The organism is Variovorax sp. GW823-FHT04F07 (assembly GCF_058795995.1).
Genome location: NZ_JBXAIG010000009.1, coordinates 1 through 18,951 on the forward strand (window position 1 = coordinate 1; position 18,951 = coordinate 18,951).

20 protein-coding genes, 3 tRNA genes and 1 pseudogene are annotated in these 18,951 nt (G+C 68.2%); 9 read left to right on the top strand and 15 right to left on the bottom strand.

All coding sequences use genetic code 11. From position 1 onward, the window contains the following. The 11 genes and pseudogenes from AC1RAA_RS28630 to trpE form a co-directional block, all read right to left on the bottom strand. Positions 1-72: pseudogene (locus AC1RAA_RS28630) on the bottom strand (GTP-binding protein); the annotation flags it as partial. 73 nt (positions 73-145) lie between these two features. Beyond that, positions 146-220: transfer RNA gene (locus AC1RAA_RS28635), tRNA-Thr, on the bottom strand. A 42-nt stretch (positions 221-262) separates the two neighbouring features. After that, positions 263-336, bottom strand: a tRNA-Gly gene (locus AC1RAA_RS28640). A gap of 65 nt (positions 337-401) precedes the next feature. Further along, positions 402-487 (bottom strand) — tRNA-Tyr (locus AC1RAA_RS28645). Positions 488-581: 94 nt separating this feature from the next. Further along, positions 582-1,304: a uracil-DNA glycosylase gene (locus AC1RAA_RS28650; RefSeq protein ID WP_487848673.1), complete on the bottom strand. Its 723-nt coding sequence runs from the start codon at positions 1,302-1,304 to the stop codon at positions 582-584. Beyond that, complete coding sequence (gene trpC, locus AC1RAA_RS28655; protein ID WP_492732258.1) at positions 1,301-2,101, bottom strand: indole-3-glycerol phosphate synthase TrpC; 801 nt, start codon at positions 2,099-2,101, stop codon at positions 1,301-1,303. Before trpC ends, AC1RAA_RS28650 begins: the two co-directional genes overlap by 4 nt. Before the next feature lie 37 nt (positions 2,102-2,138). Further along, the gene (gene trpD, locus AC1RAA_RS28660) at positions 2,139-3,161 is read right to left on the bottom strand and encodes an anthranilate phosphoribosyltransferase (RefSeq protein ID WP_492732259.1); all 1,023 of its coding nucleotides are present in this window, start codon (positions 3,159-3,161) and stop codon (positions 2,139-2,141) included. 36 nt (positions 3,162-3,197) lie between these two features. Next, positions 3,198-4,256 (bottom strand): low-specificity L-threonine aldolase, encoded by a 1,059-nt coding sequence (gene ltaE / locus AC1RAA_RS28665; RefSeq protein ID WP_492732260.1) that lies wholly within the window; start codon positions 4,254-4,256, stop codon positions 3,198-3,200. A 6-nt stretch (positions 4,257-4,262) separates the two neighbouring features. Then, complete coding sequence (locus AC1RAA_RS28670) at positions 4,263-4,847, bottom strand: aminodeoxychorismate/anthranilate synthase component II (RefSeq protein WP_070063896.1); 585 nt, start codon at positions 4,845-4,847, stop codon at positions 4,263-4,265. Next, the gene (locus AC1RAA_RS28675; RefSeq protein WP_492732262.1) at positions 4,844-5,236 is read right to left on the bottom strand and encodes a GxxExxY protein; all 393 of its coding nucleotides are present in this window, start codon (positions 5,234-5,236) and stop codon (positions 4,844-4,846) included. The genes AC1RAA_RS28670 and AC1RAA_RS28675 overlap by 4 nt, the downstream gene beginning before the upstream one ends. Then, the gene (gene trpE / locus AC1RAA_RS28680) at positions 5,233-6,735 is read right to left on the bottom strand and encodes an anthranilate synthase component I (RefSeq protein WP_056584602.1); all 1,503 of its coding nucleotides are present in this window, start codon (positions 6,733-6,735) and stop codon (positions 5,233-5,235) included. The genes AC1RAA_RS28675 and trpE overlap by 4 nt, the downstream gene beginning before the upstream one ends. A gap of 334 nt (positions 6,736-7,069) precedes the next feature. Between trpE and AC1RAA_RS28685 the strand changes: the two genes are divergently transcribed. Further along, positions 7,070-7,675, top strand: coding sequence for a chalcone isomerase family protein (locus AC1RAA_RS28685; protein WP_095743420.1), 606 nt, complete (start codon positions 7,070-7,072; stop codon positions 7,673-7,675). Positions 7,676-7,684: 9 nt separating this feature from the next. Here AC1RAA_RS28685 and AC1RAA_RS28690 read toward each other — a convergent pair whose 3' ends face one another. Then, on the bottom strand, positions 7,685-8,362 hold the full coding sequence (locus AC1RAA_RS28690) for a phosphoglycolate phosphatase (RefSeq protein ID WP_492732264.1): 678 nt from the start codon (positions 8,360-8,362) through the stop codon (positions 7,685-7,687). Positions 8,363-8,441: 79 nt separating this feature from the next. On the opposite strand from AC1RAA_RS28690, the gene AC1RAA_RS28695 reads away from it, so the two are divergent. Then, entirely contained in the window at positions 8,442-9,674 is a 1,233-nt protein-coding gene (locus AC1RAA_RS28695) for an NUDIX hydrolase (protein ID WP_492732266.1), read from the top strand. Positions 9,675-9,683: 9 nt separating this feature from the next. Here AC1RAA_RS28695 and AC1RAA_RS28700 read toward each other — a convergent pair whose 3' ends face one another. Beyond that, positions 9,684-10,385: a response regulator transcription factor gene (locus AC1RAA_RS28700; RefSeq protein WP_095743417.1), complete on the bottom strand. Its 702-nt coding sequence runs from the start codon at positions 10,383-10,385 to the stop codon at positions 9,684-9,686. A gap of 253 nt (positions 10,386-10,638) precedes the next feature. On the opposite strand from AC1RAA_RS28700, the gene AC1RAA_RS28705 reads away from it, so the two are divergent. Beyond that, positions 10,639-11,964, top strand: a complete 1,326-nt coding sequence (locus AC1RAA_RS28705; RefSeq protein ID WP_492732268.1) for a DotU family type IV/VI secretion system protein — start codon at positions 10,639-10,641, stop codon at positions 11,962-11,964. A gap of 17 nt (positions 11,965-11,981) precedes the next feature. After that, complete coding sequence (locus AC1RAA_RS28710) at positions 11,982-13,097, top strand: type VI secretion system protein (protein ID WP_487848680.1); 1,116 nt, start codon at positions 11,982-11,984, stop codon at positions 13,095-13,097. 19 nt (positions 13,098-13,116) lie between these two features. On the opposite strand, the gene tssJ is transcribed toward AC1RAA_RS28710, so the two are convergent. After that, complete coding sequence (gene tssJ / locus AC1RAA_RS28715; protein WP_492732269.1) at positions 13,117-13,632, bottom strand: type VI secretion system lipoprotein TssJ; 516 nt, start codon at positions 13,630-13,632, stop codon at positions 13,117-13,119. 71 nt (positions 13,633-13,703) lie between these two features. On the opposite strand from tssJ, the gene tssA reads away from it, so the two are divergent. From tssA to AC1RAA_RS28740, 5 genes are all read left to right on the top strand, one after another. Then, entirely contained in the window at positions 13,704-14,735 is a 1,032-nt protein-coding gene (gene tssA, locus AC1RAA_RS28720) for a type VI secretion system protein TssA (protein WP_492732271.1), read from the top strand. Positions 14,736-14,784: 49 nt separating this feature from the next. Further along, entirely contained in the window at positions 14,785-15,297 is a 513-nt protein-coding gene (tssB, locus tag AC1RAA_RS28725) for a type VI secretion system contractile sheath small subunit (RefSeq protein ID WP_062482197.1), read from the top strand. Positions 15,298-15,349: 52 nt separating this feature from the next. After that, a complete protein-coding gene (gene tssC / locus AC1RAA_RS28730) occupies positions 15,350-16,843 on the top strand; it encodes a type VI secretion system contractile sheath large subunit (RefSeq protein WP_062482199.1) in 1,494 nt (497 codons plus the stop codon). 152 nt (positions 16,844-16,995) lie between these two features. Next, complete coding sequence (locus AC1RAA_RS28735; protein ID WP_056584576.1) at positions 16,996-17,475, top strand: Hcp family type VI secretion system effector; 480 nt, start codon at positions 16,996-16,998, stop codon at positions 17,473-17,475. An 88-nt stretch (positions 17,476-17,563) separates the two neighbouring features. Beyond that, positions 17,564-18,064 (top strand): peptidoglycan-binding domain-containing protein, encoded by a 501-nt coding sequence (locus AC1RAA_RS28740; RefSeq protein ID WP_062482201.1) that lies wholly within the window; start codon positions 17,564-17,566, stop codon positions 18,062-18,064. A gap of 71 nt (positions 18,065-18,135) precedes the next feature. On the opposite strand, the gene AC1RAA_RS28745 is transcribed toward AC1RAA_RS28740, so the two are convergent. Then, positions 18,136-18,930: a PP2C family protein-serine/threonine phosphatase gene (locus AC1RAA_RS28745; RefSeq protein WP_070063885.1), complete on the bottom strand. Its 795-nt coding sequence runs from the start codon at positions 18,928-18,930 to the stop codon at positions 18,136-18,138. Between the last annotated feature and the right edge of the window lie 21 nt (positions 18,931-18,951).

Sequence of the window (18,951 nt, forward strand, 5' to 3'; positions counted from 1 at the left end):
GCCGTGGTCAACGTGACCGATCGTGCCCACGTTCACGTGCGGCTTGGTGCGGGTGAATTTACCTTTTGCCATTTTTCGACTCCGAAAAAAACGATTTCAACGCATGCAGATGGGTCGCAAGCCTGTCGTTGCAACCCCAGAAAACTGGTGCCCTTTGCGGGAATCGGACCCGCGACCTCTCCCTTACCAAGGGAGTGCTCTACCACTGAGCCAAAAGGGCTTTTGTTCTAACCAAATCGCTTCCGGCGCCGAACCGGGTCTCTGGAGCGGGAGACGGGAATCGAACCCGCGTCATCAGCTTGGAAGGCTGGGGTTCTACCATTGAACTACTCCCGCATCGGGGGCACTTCAAGGCACCCAAAGCGCTAGATCCAATCGCTCTTAGAAACCAAATTCATCGCTGGTGGAGAGGGCTGGATTCGAACCAGCGTACTCGTAAGAGGGCAGATTTACAGTCTGCTGCCATTAACCACTCGGCCACCTCTCCGGCGAACCTCGAAATATAGCACGATTTTGTGACTACACAGGATTCCCAGCAAAAGATGAAGCGTGGAAACCTGCTCGAGGTGTGAAGCCTCTGATTATGAGCGAAGTTCGGAGCCTCCCGACTGCTGCGCCTCACGCCATGCACGGGCTTGACCAAAATGACCGCAGCCGATGAATGGAACCGGTGGCCGAAGCGCAGAAAGCGGCGAGGGATGATTCGACATCAGCACCTTATGGCGCCCAACATCGATCAACGCACGCTTACTTTGCGCGTGCGAGCCCCATAGCATAAAAACAACAGGTCGTTCGCCCTGCGCCACATGGCGAATCACGGCGTCGGTCAGCACTTCCCAGCCGCGGCCTGCATGGCTGGCCGGCTGGGCTTCCTCGACCGTCAGACAGGTGTTGAGCAGCAGCACGCCGTGCGTCGCCCACTTCACGAGACTGCCGCCCGGGTTCGGAAACGCCGGCGGCGGCGTGCCCAGATCGCGCTGGAGCTCCTTGAAGATGTTGCGCAGCGATGGCGGCAGCGCCACGCCCGACGCCACCGAGAAGGCCAGCCCCTCGGCCTGCCCGCGCCCGTGGTACGGGTCCTGGCCCAGGATCACCACCCGCACGTCTTCCGGCGGCGTGAGTTCCAGCGCCCGCAGCGGCTGCGGCGGAAAGATCACCGCCCCGGCGTCGAGGCGCTCGCGCAGGAAACCCTGCAGCTTCTGGCCGACCGCGCTGGCGAAGAACTCGTCGACCAGCGGCTGCCAGCCCGGCGCCACCGGCCAGTCGGCAGGATCGCTGCTCGACAGCTGGTCCGGCCGCGTCATTTGAACAATGCGGCGAGCGCCTCGCCGGGTTCCTTGGCGCGCATGAAGGCTTCGCCGACCAGGAAGGCATTGACGCCCGCGGCGCGCAGCGTGGCGACGTCCTCGCGCGTGGCGATGCCCGATTCGGTCACCGGCAGGCGATCGGCCGGCAGCTTCGGCAGCAGATCGATCGTCGCCTGGATCGACACCTCGAAGTTGCGCAGGTTGCGGTTGTTGACGCCGATGAGCGGCGTCTTGAGCTTCAGTGCGCGATCGAGTTCGCCCGCGTCGTGCACCTCGACCAGCACCGCCATGCCCAGCCCGCGCGCGATGGCTTCGTAGTCCTTCATCTGCGCGTCGTCGAGGCAGGCGGCGATCAGCAGGATGGCGTCGGCGCCCATCGCGCGCGACTCGTACACCTGGTAGGCGTCGACGATGAAGTCCTTGCGCAGCACCGGCAGGTCGCACGAGGCGCGCGCCTGCTTCAGGTAGTCGACGCCGCCCTGGAAGAACTGCTTGTCGGTCAGCACCGAGAGGCAGGCCGCGCTCACCACGCCGTCGCCTTCGGCATAGCTTTGCGCAATGTCGGCCGGAATGAAGTCTTCGCGCAGCACGCCCTTGCTCGGGCTGGCCTTCTTGACCTCGGCGATCACCGCCGCCTGGCCGACCGCAATCTTGGCGCGCAAGGCGGCTTCGAAGTCGCGCGTGAGCACGCGGCTTTCGGCGTCGAAGCGCACGGCCTCGAGCGGGGCACGCTTCAGCGCGGCAGCGACTTCCTGGCGTTTGACGGCGACGATCTTGTCGAGAATGTCTGACATGGCTTGCTCTGCTTTCGATGGCACGACGGCCTGATTCTCAGAAGGAGGTGGAGGCCTTGACCAGCTCATCGAGCTTGGCCCTGGCCGCACCGGACGCGATGGCCTGGCGCGAGCGCTCCACGCCCGCCGGCACCGAGTCGACCACGTTGGCCGCATACAGCGCCGCGCCCGCGTTGAGGAGCACGATGTCCAGCGCCGGCCCGGCCTGGTTGTCCAGCACGCCGATCAGCATGGCCTTCGACTGCTCGGGCGTCTCGACGCGCAGCGAACGGTTGCTCGCCATCTGGAAGCCGAAGTCTTCCGGGTGCAGCTCGTACTCGCGGATCTCGCCGTCCTTGAGCTCGCCGATCATGGTGGCCGCGCCCAGCGAGATCTCGTCCATGCCGTCGCGGCCGTAGACCACCACCGCATGCTCGGCACCTAGGCGCTGCAGCGCGCGCACCTGGATGCCCACGAGGTCGGGGTGGAACACGCCCATCAGGATGTTCGGCGCGCCGGCCGGGTTGGTCAGCGGGCCGAGGATGTTGAAGATCGTCTTGATGCCGAGCTCCTTGCGCACCGGCGCCACGTTCTTCATCGCGGGGTGGTGGTTCGGCGCGAACATGAAGCCGATGCCGACCTGCGCGATGCACTGCGCGATCTGTTCGGGCTTGAGGTTGATGTTGACGCCCAGCGACTCCAGCACGTCGGCACTGCCCGACTTGCTCGACACGCTGCGCCCGCCGTGCTTGCTCACCTTGGCGCCGGCCGCGGCCGCCACGAACATCGAGCAGGTCGAGATGTTGAAGGTGTGCGAGCCGTCGCCGCCGGTGCCGACGATGTCGACAAGGTTCGTGGTGTCGGCCACGGGCACCTTGGTCGACACCTCGCGCATCACCTCTGCCGCAGCGGTGATCTCGCCGATGGTTTCCTTCTTCACACGCAGGCCGGTGATCAGCGCGGCCATCATCACGGGCGAACACTCGCCGCTCATGATGAGCCGCACGATGTGCAGCATCTCGTCGTGGAAGACTTCGCGGTGTTCGATGGTGCGCTGCAGCGCTTCCTGGGGGGTGATCATGGGAATGTCTCCTCGGTGTGTGCGTGTAGCCAGGCGTCAGGCCTTGAAGAAGCCGCGGATCGCCGCGACGGTGCGGTCGACGCCCGCGGCATCGACGTCCAGGTGCGTCACGAAGCGCAGGCGGTACAGGCCGGTCGCAAGGATGCCCTGCTGGTTGAGGCTGGCGAGCAACTCCGCAGAACGCGCCTGCGCCGCCCCCGTGAGATCGACGAACACGATGTTCGTGTCCGGCGCCTCGACCTTCAGGCCTTCGATGCCTTCGAGCCCCTGTGCGAGGCGCTGCGCCAGCGCATGGTCGTCGGCCAGGCGGTCGATGTGGTGGTCGAGCGCATGCGAGGCCGCGGCCGCCAGCAGGCCGGCCTGCCGCATGCCGCCGCCCGCCATCTTGCGGATGCGATGGGCGCGCGCGATGAACTCGCGCGAACCGACCAGCGTCGAGCCGATGGGTGCGCCCAGGCCCTTGCTGAAGCACACCGACACGCTGTCGAAGCACTGCGCGATGCGGCGGGCTTCGGCGCGGATGTCGCTGCGCTTGTTCAGCGCGGCCTGCGCGGTGGCGGCATTGAAGAGCCGCGCGCCATCCAGGTGCCGCTGCAGCCCCTTGCTTTTCGCCAGGTCGGTCGCGGCCTGCACGTACTCGAAGGGCAGCAGCTTGCCGCCCAGCGTGTTTTCCAGCGCCAGCAGCTTCGTGCGCGCGAAGTGCGCGTCGTCGGGCTTGATGGCCGCCTCGATCTGCGCGAGCGGCAGCGTGCCGTCGGACGCGTGGTCGAGCGGCTGCGGCTGCACGCTGCCGAACACCGCGGCACCGCCGCCCTCCCAGCGGTAGGCATGCGCCTGCTGGCCGACGATGTACTCGTCGCCGCGGCCGCAGTGCGACAGGATCGCGCACAGGTTGCTCTGCGTGCCGGTGGGCACGAACAGCGCCGCCTCGAAGCCCAGCAGCGCCGCGATCTTCTCCTGCAGCGCATTGACGCTCGGGTCGGTACCGAAGACGTCGTCGCCCAGCGGCGCTGCCGCCATGGCCTCGCGCATCGCGGGCGTGGGCTGCGTGACGGTGTCGCTGCGCAGGTCGACGATGGAAGTGCGTTCGGTCATGGTGAGTCAGTCCAGGAAGTTCTTGAGCATGGCGTGGCCGTGCTCGGTGAGGATCGATTCGGGATGGAACTGCACGCCCTCGATGCGCACGTCGTGCGCAAAGCCGGTGTGCCGCACACCCATGATCTCGCCGTCGTCGGTCCACGCGGTGACAGCCAGCTCTTTCGGGCAGCTCTCGCGCTCGATCGAGAGCGAGTGGTAGCGGTTGACGATGAACTTCTGCGGCAGCCCCGCGAACACGCCCTCTTGCGTGGTCGTGATCTCGCTGGTCTTGCCGTGCATGAGCTGCTGGGCGCGCACGATCTTGCCGCCGAAGGCCGCGCCGATGGCCTGGTGGCCCAGGCACACGCCCAGGATGGGCAGCTTGCCCGCGAAGGCCTCGATGGCCGCCACCGACACGCCCGCCTCGGCCGGCGAACACGGACCCGGCGACACCACCAGCCGCGTCACGCCCGAAGCGATCAGCGCGCCGATCTGCTCGACGGTGATCTCGTCGTTGCGGTGCACCTGCACGTCCGCTCCCAGCTCGCCGAAGTACTGGACGATGTTGTAGGTGAACGAATCGTAGTTGTCGATCATCAGCAGTTTCATGGCTTGCTCACAATCCGGTGCACGCCCTTGACGACGGGGAACACGTTGAAGTTGATGAGAAGGCCCAGCTTGAGGCCCGAGAGGCGCAATGCGGCCAGCACCTGCGCACGGTGCAGGTCGGTCAGCACATCGACCGCCTTGAGTTCGACGATGACCGACTGCTCGATCACGAAGCCCGCGCGGTACACCTCGCCCAGCGACCGGCCCTTGTAGCTGGCCGACAGCGCCACGTCGCGCGTGAAGCCGATCTCGCGCTCGGCGAGTTCGATGGCCAGCGCTGCGGCATAGGCCCCTTCGTCGAGCCCCGTGCCGAGCACGCGCTGCACCTCGACGGCGGCGCCGATGATCTCGTGCGAGAAGTCGTTCTGGATGTCGGGTACGTTGCTCATTCCAGGCCTTCCTCGACCAGTTCGGCGGCACGCAGGAGTGCGCGCGCCTTGGCTTCTGTTTCCTTCCACTCCAGCTCGGGCACCGAGTCGGCCACCACGCCGGCCGCGGCCTGCACGTGCAGCATCTGGTCCTTCACGATGCCGGTGCGGATCGCGATGGCCACGTCCATGTCGCCCGCGTAGCTGATGTAGCCGCAGGCGCCGCCGTACAGGCCGCGCTTGGTGGGCTCGAGCTGGTCGATGAGTTCCATCGCGTGCACCTTGGGCGCGCCGGTCAGCGTGCCAGCAGGGAACGTGGCCTTGAGCACGTCGATGGCGGTCATGCCGTCCTTCAGCGTGCCTTCGACGTTGCTCACGATGTGCATCACGTGGCTGTAGCGCTCCACCGCGAAGGCCTCGGTCACCTTCACGGTGCCGGTCTTGGCGATGCGCCCGATGTCGTTGCGCGCCAGGTCGATCAGCATCACGTGCTCGGCGCGCTCCTTCGGGTCGTTGATGAGCTCCACCTCGGCCGCCTTGTCGAGCTCGATCGACGCGCCGCGCGGACGCGTGCCGGCCAGCGGGCGGATGGTGATCTTCTGCTCGCCGTCGCCCGTGTTCTCCTGGCGCACCAGGATCTCGGGCGAGGCGCCCACCACGTGGAAGTCGCCCAGGTTGTAGTAGTACATGTAGGGCGACGGGTTCAGCGAACGCAGCGCGCGGTACAGCGACAGCGGCGACTCGGTGTAGCGCTTGCTGATGCGCTGGCCCACCTGCACCTGCATGAAGTCGCCGGCGGCGATCATCTCCTTGGCGCGCTCCACGGCCGCAAGGTAGTCGGCCTTGGCGAAGCTGCGCTCGGGCGGGTGCGCCTGCGTGGGCTTCACGACGGGCGCGCTCACCGAGTACTTGAGCTTGTCCTTCAGCTCGCGCAGGCGGCGCTTGCCCACGGCGTAGGCCTCGGGCTGCTTCGGGTCGGCGTAGACGATGAGGTAGAGCTTGCCCGACAGGTTGTCGATGACCGCGAGTTCTTCGCACTGCAGCAGCAGGATGTCGGGGCAGCCCAGCGCGTCGGGCGGGCAGCTTTTTTCGAGCTTGCGCTCGATGTGGCGCACGGTGTCGTAGCCGAAGTAGCCGGCCAGGCCGCCACAGAAGCGCGGCAGGCCGGGCCGCAGCGCGACCTTGAAGCGCTTCTGGTAGTCGGCCACGAAGTCCAGCGGGTTGCCCTTGGCGGTCTCGACGACCTGGCCGTCGGTCACGACTTCGGTGACGGCCTCGTCGCCAAAGCCGCTGGCACGCAGCAATGTGCGCGCCGGCAGGCCGATGAAGCTGTAGCGCCCGAAGCGCTCGCCACCCACCACCGATTCGAGCAGGAAGCTGTGCTTGCCGCCGCCCTGCGAATGGGCGAGCTTGAGGTACAGGGAAAGCGGGGTTTCGAGGTCGGCAAAGGCCTCGGCCATCAGCGGGATGCGGTTGTAGCCCTGGGCGCTGAGGCTCTTGAATTCAAGTTCGGTGATCACGGATCGTTCTCCAGTTGCCTGCCGACGCTCCTTTGGCCGGTGGCAAGGTCATTCACGAGAGTGGCCCGGTGCCGGCATGCGTGCCGGCTCGGAACCGCGGGCGCACGGCGTGCGCCGCGCAATCAAACAGTCAGCGATGTATGGCGACGCCAGGGCCAGGCTCCCCGGCTGCCTTCACCTGTTTGAATGATGTGATGAACGAACATGGAGCGCCGAGTTTAGCCCACGAAAACCAGGCCTTGTGCAACCGCAGGCTTCAGGGTTCCCCCGGAGCCTGCGGGATAAAACGAAAAGATACATTCGCACGACCGTTCGCAAATTCAAGGAGACTCACTTGCTCGCACCCCTGCTCCCGGCCGTGTTCTCCCGCCTCGCGGCGCTCGCTGTCCTCTCGGCCGCGCTCTGCGGCAGTGCCTTCGCAGCGCAGGTCGAGGTGGCGGGCGTCAAGCTCGACGACCAGATGGACCTGCGCGGCGCCCCGCTGGTGCTCAACGGCGCGGGCATCCGCTACAAGACCATCATCAAGGTCTACACGGCCGGCCTGTACCTGGGCAAGAAGGCCTCGACCACCGAGGAGGCGCTGGCCGTGCCGGGCCCCAAGCGCGTGGCGATCACGATGCTGCGCGACATCGATGCCAACGAACTCGGCAAGCTCTTCGTGAAGGGCGTGGAAGACAACTCGCCCAAGAGCGAAATGGTCAATCTGATCCCCGGCCTGCTGCGCATGGGCCAGATGTTCGCGGACCAGAAGCAGCTCAAGGCCGGCGACACCTTCACCATCGACTGGGTGCCCGGCACGGGCACGCTGATCACGGTGCGCGGCGTGCCGCAGCCCGACCCGGTGAAGGAAGTGGCGTTCTTCAATGCGCTGATGCGCATCTGGCTCGGCCCGAACCCGGCCGACTGGAAGCTGAAGGACGCGCTGCTCGGAAAGCAGTAAGGGAGCCCCTCAGGCCGCCGCGAGGTCGGCCAGCGACGCCACGAATCCGTCCGCATCCACGCCGCGCACCGGCTCGCCGTGGTTGTAGCCGTAGGTCACGAGCACCACGGGGCAGCCGGCGGCGCGCGCGGCACGCGCGTCGTTGCTCGAATCGCCCACCATCAGCGTGCGCGCGGGCACCGTGCCCAGCGCCTCGCAGGTCTTCAGCAGCGGCAGCGGATCGGGCTTCTTGCGCTCGAAGGCGTCGCCGCCGAACACCTGCTCGAAGAAGCCATCGAGCCCCTTCGCGGCCAGCAGCGGCTTGGCAAAGGCGGTCGGCTTGTTCGTCAGGCAGGCCAGTCGCAGCCCGCGCGCACGCAGCGCCTTCAGGCCCTCGACCACGCCGGGGTACGCGGCCGAGTACCGGCCGTTGATCTCCAGGTAGTGGTGCTGGTAGCGCTCCCACGCGCGATCGAACAGCGCCGCCGGGGCCGGCGCGCCCACGTGCGCCAGCGCCGACAGGATCAGGTGCTCCGACCCCTTGCCCACCATGCGCTCGATGGCGGCGGACGCCACGGGCGGCAACTCGAGGTCGCGCAGCATGCGGTTCAGGGCCTCGGCAAAGTCGCCGAGCGTGTCGACCATGGTGCCGTCGAGGTCGACGATGGCGGCGTCGAAGCGGGAGAGATCGGTGCGAAGAGTGTCCAAGACAGGCGGCTCCCGGGGAGCGAAGTGGGTGGTGGATGCGCGAGGCACGCATTGTCCCCCGGCCGCAAAATAGGCGCCCATGACCCCCACGACGCCCCCGCCCTCCGCCCCTCGCCCCATCCGCACCGCCGCCACGCTCGTCGTCCTGCGCGACGGCCCCGAAGGCCTCGAGGTGCTGATGCTGCGGCGGGCCGAGAAGGCCAATGACCAGAACAGCGGCGCCAGCGTCTTCCCGGGTGGCATGGTCGATGCGCACGACCGCCTGCTGCACCCGCTGTGCGCGGGCCTGGACGACGCCGCCGCGAGCGCGCGGCTGGGCCTGCCCGAAGGCGGGCTCGACTTCCACGCAGCGGCGATCCGCGAATGCTTCGAAGAAGCCGGGCTGCTGCTCGCGAACGATGCGCAGGGCCGGCCGGTCGAGCTGCTCGCGCTCACGTCGGGCGAACTCGACGGGATGCGCGCCGCCGCCGAACGCAGCACCGACGCCCTGCTCGCGCTGTGCGCCGAACGGGGCTGGTGCCTCGCCGTCGACCGCATCGCGTACTTCAGCCACTGGCTGACGCCGCCCGGCATGCCGCGCCGCTTCGACACGCGCTTCTTCGCGGCCGCGATGCCCGCCGGCCAGGACGTTCACCCCGACGGCCGCGAGACCGTCGAGCACCTGTGGCTGAAGCCTGCCGACGCGGTCAGCCCCGAACGCGGCCTCAAGCTGCTGAACGTGACGCGGCGCGTGCTCGAGCACCTGGCCACCTTCGCCCGCGTCGACGACTTCATGGCCCATGCGCGCGCGCTGCGCCGCATCCCGCTGACCATGCCGCGCCTGGCCGACGGTCCCAAGGGCCGACGCCCGGTGAACATGGAAGAGCCCGCCTACGACGAGATCGGGCACCTCGATCCCGACGGCCAGGGCGGCGGCCGCTATGCGCTCGAAGCGGGCCTGGTCACGCCGCTGTCCGCGCGCGTGCTGCGCGTCGTGCACGACAGCGGCCTCAACAGTTTTCTCATCGGCGGCACCGAGGGCTGGGCGCTGGTCAACCGCGTGCCCGGCGACGCGGCGCACGAGGCCGCGCTGCGGGCGGCGGCGCCCGGGCCGGTGCGGTGGGTGTTGTCGGCCGATGCGGCGCCGCAGTCCCTGGACCTCGGCGGCGCCACGCTCCAGGTGCTGGGCGCACAGCGCTTCCTGCTGGCCGAGGAGCGCATGCTGTTCACGGACGACACGACGACCACCGCCGTCGAGACGGATCACCGCGTCGAATGGATCGTGCCCGCGCGCGGCTTCATGCGCCGCCCGGCGTCGGCGCTCGCCGACTGAGCCGCGTCTTCAGGCCTGCTGCGCTTCCGTCAGCGCCTGCGCCGCCACCACCGCTTCGGTGCGGTTGCGCACGTTGAGTGCCCGGAAGATGGCTGCCAGGTGGATCTTCACCGTGCCTTCGCTGATGCCCAGGCTGCGCCCGATCAGCTTGTTCGGCTTGCCTTGCGACAGCAGTTGCAGCACCTCGACCTGCCGCTCGGTGAGCACGCTGCGCAGGTGCTCGAGCGTCTGGGTGCCGCCACCGCCGTTGCCGCCGCGCGCAAAGGGTTCGCCCGCCGCGGCCGACGAGGGCGACACGCCGGCCACGATGCCCGGCGGCAGCGCCGTGAGCATCATCGGCGGCACGTACACGCCGCCCGCCAGCACCAGGCGCACGGCCGACAGCATGACGTCGGGCGAATAGGCCTTGGGAATGAAGCCGAGCACGCCGCGTTCGAGCGCGCTGCGCATGATGGACGGGTCTTCGTAGCCCGACAGCACGATCACGGGCACGGCCGGGTGTCGTCGCCGGATCTCGTCGATGTGGGCCTGCCCGTCCGCACCGGGCATGTTGAGGTCGATCAGGGCCAGGTCGAGATCGTCGGTCGCGCCGGCAAGCAGTTCGTCGACGCTCAGCGCCAGGACGAACTCGATGCCAGCTCCCAGCTCCGACAACTTGGCTTTGACCGCCTCGATGACGAGCCGGTGGTCGTCGGCGATCAGAATTTTCATGGCATACCCCAGTGTCCCAACGTCAATGTGCATTGGATTCTTCTGCGACTGCGAAGATAACGGCGATTGCCCCGTCCAGCAAGGCCGCCGCGCCCCACCAACGGCATAGACCCCAAGCGGTATGGCGGCCCCGTGGGCCCGTTGAAAAAATGAACGCCCACTCCAACGACCGGGGACATGGGCATGTGCGATCGCTGCAGACGCCGGTGCAAGGCATGCTTCGCAATGCACGCTTGAGAAGCGGGCATCCCTCATGGCCCGCCTGCTCGACTGCTTCTCGCCCTTCATTGCCTTCGGTCTCGGCCTGGACGCGTCGATCGCGGCCGGCCACCCCACCCTCACCCACGGCGACGCCCAGCGCGAGGCCCTGCGCCTGCTGGACATCGCACGCGCCGACGCCGACGTGGCCGGCGCCACCGCCACGCAGATCGAGTCGGCCGCCTTCGCCATGGTCGCGTGGCTCGACGAGATCCTGGCGCGCCACCCCGACGCGGTGGACGGCGCCGCGCCGCTGCAGGTGCAGCTGTTCAACTCCAACAACGCGCACAGCGAGTTCTTCCACCACCTCTCGGCCCTCAGCGCGCAGGACCACGCGGTGCGCGAGGTCTACTGGCACGCGCTGGCGCACGGCTTCAAGGGCCAGTACTACTTCGAGTCGGGCGACGAGGGCGAGCTCGGCAAGCTGAAGGACCTGCACGGCCGGCAGCTGCAGCCGCCGCCGCTCGAACTCGGCAGCCTCGCGCAGGACCACATCACGCCCCAGCCCTACGGCGTGCCCGACCCGCGCGGCCCGGCCGACATGCGCCGGCGCGACCGCACCGTGCTGCGCACCGGCGCCGCGCTCGCCGTGCTCGTGCCCGCGCTCTTCCTGCTGTGGCACTGGCTGGCGGGGCCGCCGACCGCCGGCACGGCGCTCACGCAGCGCATCGACCGGCAACTCGCCAGCTACGCCTGCGCCGACCTCGAGGCCTCGATCGACCCCGACGGCCGCCCGCGCGTGACCGGCTTCGTCTCGCAGCGCGACGACCTGCTCAAGGTGGCGGAGGACGTCGCGGCCATTCCCGGCGTGCGCGCGCCGCAGTTCGACATCGGGCTGCGCGTGTGGCCGCATTGCGAGGTGTTCGCCATCCTCAAGCCCTCGCAGGCACGCAACCGCCAGAAGAACCACGGGCTGAGCGTGAGCGCGCCGTCCGCGCGCGACGGCCGGCTGCGCGAGGGCGACGCGGTGCGTGTGCAGGTGGTCGCGCCGCGCCACGAGAGCTACATCTGGGTCGACTACTACACCGCCGATGGTTCCGTGATGCACCTGAACACCGGGCCGGCCCCGACGCGGCTGCGCGCGGGCGAGTCGCTGGAACTCGGGTCCGACATTCCCTCGAGCTGGCTCGTGAGTCCGCCCTTCGGCAACGTGCTGATCACCGTGCTGTCGGCGCCGATGCCGTTCAGCGAAACCTCCGACCGCCCGCCGTACGAGATGGCCTCGGCCTACCTGCTTCGCCTGCGCGAGGCGCTGGCGGCCAGCCGGAACAGCGAGCGGCTGATCGCCGATTTCATCTCCCTCGAAACCGTGGCGCGCTGACCTCGCCCTTCCCCACCATGTTCGACACGCTGTCACCCGTGCACCTCTTCTGGCCGCTGCTCGCGGTCTGCCTCGCCGGCCTGGCGCTGCTGTACGCCGCCGTGCGCGACGCCGGCCGCGGCGCGCGGCGACGGGGACTGCTGCGGCGCGTCGACGCCCTCGGCGCGCCCGCCGACCACGCCGCCGTCGACGCGCTGAAGGAGGCCATGGCGCAAGCGCGCACCTCGCTGCGGCAGGCGCCGCGCACGCGCGCGACGGCGCCGTGGTTCCTCTTCATCGGCGGCCCGGCCACCGGGCTGCCGGGGCTGCTCTCGGCCGCCCGCGCCGAGTGCGTGGCGCCGCCGCCGCACGAGGCACCCGGCACGCCCTGGTGGCGCTGGTGGACCACCGGCGCGCTGACGGCCATCGAGCTGCATCCCGACGCCATCGGCGACCAGGCCGGCACGGCGCCCGCGCGCGGGCTCTGGCTGCAGTCGCTGCTGGCGCTTGCCGAGCGGCGCGAACGCCTGCCGCTGCACGGCGTGGTGGTGTGCGTGGCGGCCGGCGACCTGCTGTACGGCGACCCGGCCCTGCGCAAGCGCGCCACCGCGAACATGCGCCGTCTGCTCGACGAAGCCAGCGACACGCTGCGCCTGCAGCTGCCGGTCTACCTCGTCGTGACGGGCCTCGAAGGCCTCAAGGGCTACGCCACGCTGCGCGCCGCGCTGCCGCCCGAGGTGCTCGCGCAAGCGCTCGGCCACCGCGTGGAGCACCCGTTCGCGGCGCACGCAGCGCGCGCCGCCGACCGGCTCGATGCGCTGTTCGATCCGCTCGTGGCGCAGCTGCACGGCCTGCGCATGGCCCTGTTGCGCGAGCAGCCAGGCCCCGCGGGACGGCTCGCGCTGCATGGCTTCGTGGAGAGCGTGCGCACCTTGCAGCCGGCCTTGCGGCAGGTGGCGCAAGGGCTGTTCGAGGGGCACGGCAAGGGAGTACGCGCGCCGCGCTGGCGCGGGCTGTACCTCACGGCGACGGCGTCGGAGAACGGCACGGGCGCCGCGTTCGTGAGCGACCTGTTCGGCCGCTTCCTGCCGTCGGACCAGCCGCTGGTGCGGCCGGGGCGCTTTGCGCCCACGGTGCCGGCGGAACTGCGCTGAGGCCGCCGTGCAGCTGGCGTTACTTGGCGGCGTCCACCCGGATCTGCCGCGCGCCGAAGGTCACGTTGAGCACCTGCGCCTGGCCCGGCGTGACCGCGCGCACCTCGCGCCAGCGCGCGCGGTCGAGGTCGCGGAACGCGGCCATCACGCCGATCGCCTTGGCATCGGCCGGCAGCGTGAGGTCGAGCTTCTTGCTCTCGCCGGGGCGCAGCAGCATTTCTTCGCGCTGCACCAGTTCGGCGCCGAGCGTGGCCTGGTCTTTCTCGAACAGCGAGAAGAAGTCGGCGCCTTCGAAGGGCCCCGGCGTCTTGAGCGCGTAGACGCGCACCGTGAGCGGCGAGGCGCGGCCGCGCGCGTCGGGGTTGGCATCGGCGCCGGCCGTGAGCGTGATCGACACCGGCGTGACCACCGGTTTGCTCGCGCAGCCCGCCATCAGAAGACCCGCTGCAGCAAGGCCAAGGGCTGCGATACGGCGTCGCGATGCGACAGCAAGGAGGCCCTCATAGGACGAATGGTGTGTACCCAGCGTGCGCATGCTATTCCCTTCGTTGCATTGACCGGTCCTGACGCATCTTTGATTATCACCAGCGAACTCGAACAGGCAACATGCTGACTCCCCAACTCGTCGACGCACTGCTCACGCCCATCGGCGAGGCCTCGCCTTGCGGGGACGACCTGGAGTACGACGCGGACTTCATGGCCCTCACGACGGCGGCACAAGGCAAGGCCGAGCAGCAGTTCGGCGACACCGTGATCCCCGCCGTCGAACCCGACTGGCGCGACGTGGCCGAACGCGCCGATGCGCAGCTGCGCCGCAGCAAGGACGTGCGCGCCGCCGTGCTGCTGCTGCGCGCCGCGACGCGCCTGCAGGGCGTGGCCGGCTTCACGGCGGGCCTGCAATTGCTCACCTCGCTGCTCGACACCTTCTGGGACGGCATACATCCAAAGCTGGATGCGGACGACGACAACGACCCCACGATGCGCCTGAACGCGCTCGCGCCGCTGAGCGACGACAGCATGGTGCCGCGCGACCTGTACGACGCCGCGGTGGGCAACGCGCCGGGCGTGGGCCCGATCCGCGTGCGCGACATCGCCATTGCGCACGGCGTGCTCAACGCCGTCGGCGGCGAGGCCTCGTATTCGCCCGCGCAGGTGCATGGCGGGCTCGAGGCCCTGCACGCCGCGCACCCCGAACAACTGCAGGCCGCCATCGGCCTGCCTGCACTGCTCGATCGCCTGCAGAAGCTGCTGGGCGAGCGCACCGGCCGCACCGATGCGGTGGACCTGGGCACGCTGCGCACTGTGTCGCGCACGGTCGCCAAGGCCTGCACGGCGGCAGCCGGCGCACCGGAAGCCTCGGCCGATGAAGGCGTGGCCACAGACGGCGACGCACCCTCCGGCAACGCAGCCCGCCCGGCCGCGCCGCGCGGCGAGATCCAGAACCGCCAGGACGCGGTGCAGATGCTCGACCGCGTCATCCGCTACCTCGAACAGGCCGAGCCCGGCAACCCCGCGCCGCTCCTGATCGAACGCGCCAAGAAGCTCATCGGCGTGAGCTTCCTGGACATCATGGCCAACCTCGCGCCCAACGCGATGGACACCATCGAGACCGTGACGGGCAAACGCCAGTCCGAATGACCGCCGCCGTTTCCACCCGTCCCCTTTCATTCCCGCAAGGAGCATCGCCATGGCCAAGAGCAGTCAGAAATTCATCGCACGCAACCGCGCGCCCCGGGTCCAGATCGAATACGACGTGGAGCTCTACGGCGCCGAGAAAAAGATCCAGCTGCCCTTCGTGATGGGCGTGCTGGCCGACCTGTCGGGCAAGCCCGCCGACCCGCTCGCGCCCGTGGTCGACCGCAAGTTCCTCGAGTTCGACGTCGACAACTTCGACGCCCGCATGAAGGCCATGAAGCCGCGCGCCGCCTTCGCGGTCGAGAACTCGCTCACCGGCGAGGGCGACCTGAAGGTCGAGCTCACCTTCGACAGCATGGACGACTTCTCGCCCGCCGCCGTGGCCCGCAAGGTGGGCGCGCTCAACAAGCTGCTCGAAGCGCGCACGCAGCTGTCGAACCTCGTGACCTACATGGACGGCAAGGGCGGCGCCGAAGACCTGCTGGCCAAGGTGCTCGAAGACCCGGCCCTGCTGCAGACGCTGGCCGCCAGCAAGAAGCCCGGGGACGGCGAAGCCGCCGCCTGAGCCCACCCCCGATTCCTGACAGACACACACCGGTACACGAGGAGAAACCATCATGGCCGACGCACTCGAGCAGAGCGCACTGAAAGACGTTGCGTACGCGGGAAGCGACTTTTCGTCGCTGCTGCAGAAAGAATTCAAGCCGCGCAGCGACGAAGCCAAGAGCGCCGTCGAAGCCGCCGTGCTCACGCTGGCGCAGCAGGCGCTGAGCAACAGCACCGTCATCGGCAAGGACGTGACCAAGTCGATCCAGGCCATGATCGCCGCGATCGACGCCAAGCTCACCGACCAGGTGAACAAGATCATCCACCACCCCGACTACCAGAAGCTCGAGAGTGCGTGGCGCGGCCTGCACTACATGGTGAACAACACCGAGACCGACGAGAACCTGAAGATCCGGGTGATGGACATCTCCAAGCAGGAGCTGGCCAAGAACCTCAAGAAGTTCAAGGGCGCGGCCTGGGACCAGAGCCCGATGTTCAAGAAGATCTACGAGGAAGAGTACGGCCAGTTCGGCGGCGAGCCCTTCGGCGCGCTGGTGGGCGACTACCACTTCGACCAGAGCCCGCCCGACGTCGAGATGCTCGGCGAGATGGCCAAGATCGCCGCCTCGGCCCACGCGCCCTTCATCACCGGCGCGAGCCCCAACCTCATGCAGATGGAGTCGTGGCAGGAGCTGGCCAACCCGCGCGACCTGACCAAGATCTTCTCCACGCCCGAGTACGCCGGCTGGCGCTCGCTGCGCGAGTCGGACGACTCCAAGTACCTGGGCATGTGCATGCCGCGCTTTCTGGCGCGCACGCCCTACGGCGCCAACACCAACCCGGTGGAAGAGTTCGACTTCGAGGAAGACACCGCCGGCGCCGACCACAGCAAGTACGCCTGGGCCAATGCCGCCTATGCGATGGCGACCAACATCAACCGCTCGTACAAGCTGTACGGCTGGGGTTCGCGCATCCGCGGCATCGAGTCGGGCGGCGCGGTGGAAAACCTGCCGCTGCACACCTTCCCCAGCGACGACGGCGGCGTGGACCAGAAGTGCCCCACCGAGATCGCCATCAGCGACCGGCGCGAGGCCGAGCTGTCCAAGGCCGGCCTGCTGTCGATGATCCACCGCAAGAACTCCGACTTCGCGGCCTTCATCGGCGCCCAGTCGCTGAACAAGCCGGCCGAGTACGACGACCCCGATGCCACGGCCAACGCCAACCTGGCGGCGCGCCTGCCCTACCTCTTTGCCTGCAACCGCTTTGCGCACTACCTGAAGTGCATCGTGCGCGACAAGGTCGGCAGCTTCAAGGAGCGCGAGGACATGCAGCGCTGGCTCAACAAATGGATCATGAACTACGTGGACGGCGACCCCGCCAACTCGTCGGAGACCACCAAGGCCCAGAAGCCGCTGGCCGCCGCCGAGGTGATCGTGGAAGAAGTCGAGGGCAACCCGGGCTACTACACGTCCAAGTTCTTCCTGCGCCCGCACTACCAGCTCGAAGGCCTCACGGTCTCGCTGCGGCTGGTGTCCAAGCTGCCGACGGCCAAGGGGGCCGGTTGAAAAAAATCTGCGGATTCTTCTTGAATTCCGGGTTCCGTTTCGTTCTATGAGTAGCTGCCGGGCATCGGAACTTTTCTCCCACCGCCGGCAGCCATTTTTTCCGTTTCGATCATCAACCGCCCGAATGCAATCGGGTTCCAAGGAGTAGGAACATGTCATCTGACTTTCACATCAAGCTCGACGGCGTCAAGGGCGAGTCTTCTCACAAGGACCACAAGGACGAGATCGAGATTTCGTCGTGGTCCTGGAACGTGAGCAACGCATCGGGCGCGGGATCGGGCGGCGGTTCGGGCAAGGGCAAGGCCACGCCGGGTGAATTCAATTTCACGCACACCTACGACAAGGCATCCCCCGTGCTCGCCAAGAACTGCGTGAGCGGCAAGCACTTCAAGGACATGGTCATGACCTGCCGCAAGTCGGGCGAAGGCCAGCAGGAGTACCTGAAGGTCACGCTCAAGGAAGTCTTCATCTCCAGCGTGGGCCCCGGCGGCGCACAGGGCGGCGACGTGCACGAGCAGGTGTCCTGCAGCTTCAAGGACATCGAGTTCGCCTACAAGGGACAGGACGAAAAGGGCGCCGGCGGCGGCGAGGTGAAGTTCGGCTGGAACGTTGCCACCACCGAAACCCGCTGACGGGCGACGGACCCGCCAGCCCCGTCCGCCCCAGGCACCGCACGGTGCCGGGGCCGGTCCCTGCCCGTGTCCTCACCGGAGCAATGCCATGGCATTCAGCACCACACTCATCGGTACCAGCGGCAAGCTGCACACGACCTACAACTCCGATTGGTCGGTCGGACGGATCGGCTCCAACACGCGTGAAGACGTGATGCTGGTGCAGGCCCTGTTCAAGATCTTCTACTACGAGCTGCTGGGCTTCAACCACGACTTCGACCCGCCCCCCGGCGCGACCGAGGTGATCGTGGTGGACGGCTACTACGGGCCGGTCACGCAGAAGCACATCACGCACTTCCAGGAACAGGCGATCGCACGCGGGCGCAAGGTCCTGCCGGACGGCATCTTCGATCCGTTCCGCGAGCCCGGTGCGTCCAGCACGATCAGCAAGACGCGCTACGCGCTCGACCTGCTGAACAACGGCTGCGCCAACAGCTGCGAAGAGCAGAACATCGACAACTACAGCAACCTGCCGAACCGGGAAGACATGCCCGCGTTGCTGCGCAGCGCGCTGAAGAAAGTCAAGAAGAAGGCCAGCAAGTACAGCTGAACAGTCTCAGCGGCCCCAAGCAAAACGCCCATCCATCGGATGGGCGTTTTTCTTGAAGGATGGCGCCACGCTCAGGGGTCTGTCGACGCGACGTTCTCGGGCAGCAGCCGCGTCAGGTCGTCGTCGGCGTCCTCGATCACCCACAGCGTGAGCGCCGTGTAGTTGTCGTGGCCCGGCTTGGCGTTGGCCTTGATCTGCGCGTCGAGCAGCTCGGTCCACTGGCTCGGTGTGCGCGAGGCGTGCAGCGTGTCGACCAGGCACTCGTCGCCCAGCGGCTCCCACACGCCGTCGCTGCACAGGAGCAGCACGTCGCCGGGCAAGAGGCGCATGCGGTCGGACACCGCGATGTCGGGCGCCTCCTCGATCGAGCCCAGTGCCGACAGCAGCATGTTGCGCTGCGGATGCAGGCGCGCGCCCTCCTCGTCGAGCATGCCGCCCGCCACCATCTGCTGCACCAGGCTGTGGTCGGTGGTGCGCGCCACGATGGCGCCGCCGCGGAACAGGTAGGCGCGGCTGTCGCCGCTGTGCACCCAGGCCAGCACCTCGCGCTCCAGGTCGATCACCGCGAACACCACCGTGGAGCGCATGCCGGCGAGCTTGCCGCCTTCGGCCTGGCGCGCCACCACGTCCAGGTTGGCGCGCTCGATCAGCGCGCGCAGCGCGGCCTCGTCCAGCGAGGGCGCGCCCGAGAAGCCGCCGAGCACGCTGGCGCGCACCGTGGCGGCCGCCACGTCGCCGCCGCCGTGGCCGCCCGCGCCGTCGGCCACCAGGCAGGCGACGTAGCGCTCGTCGTGCCAGTGGCCGTGCACGTCCTCGTTGTAGGTGCGCCCGCCCTGCCGGGAGAGCGTGACGATTTCGATTTCCAAGCGGGGTGCCTCGCGAGTGCT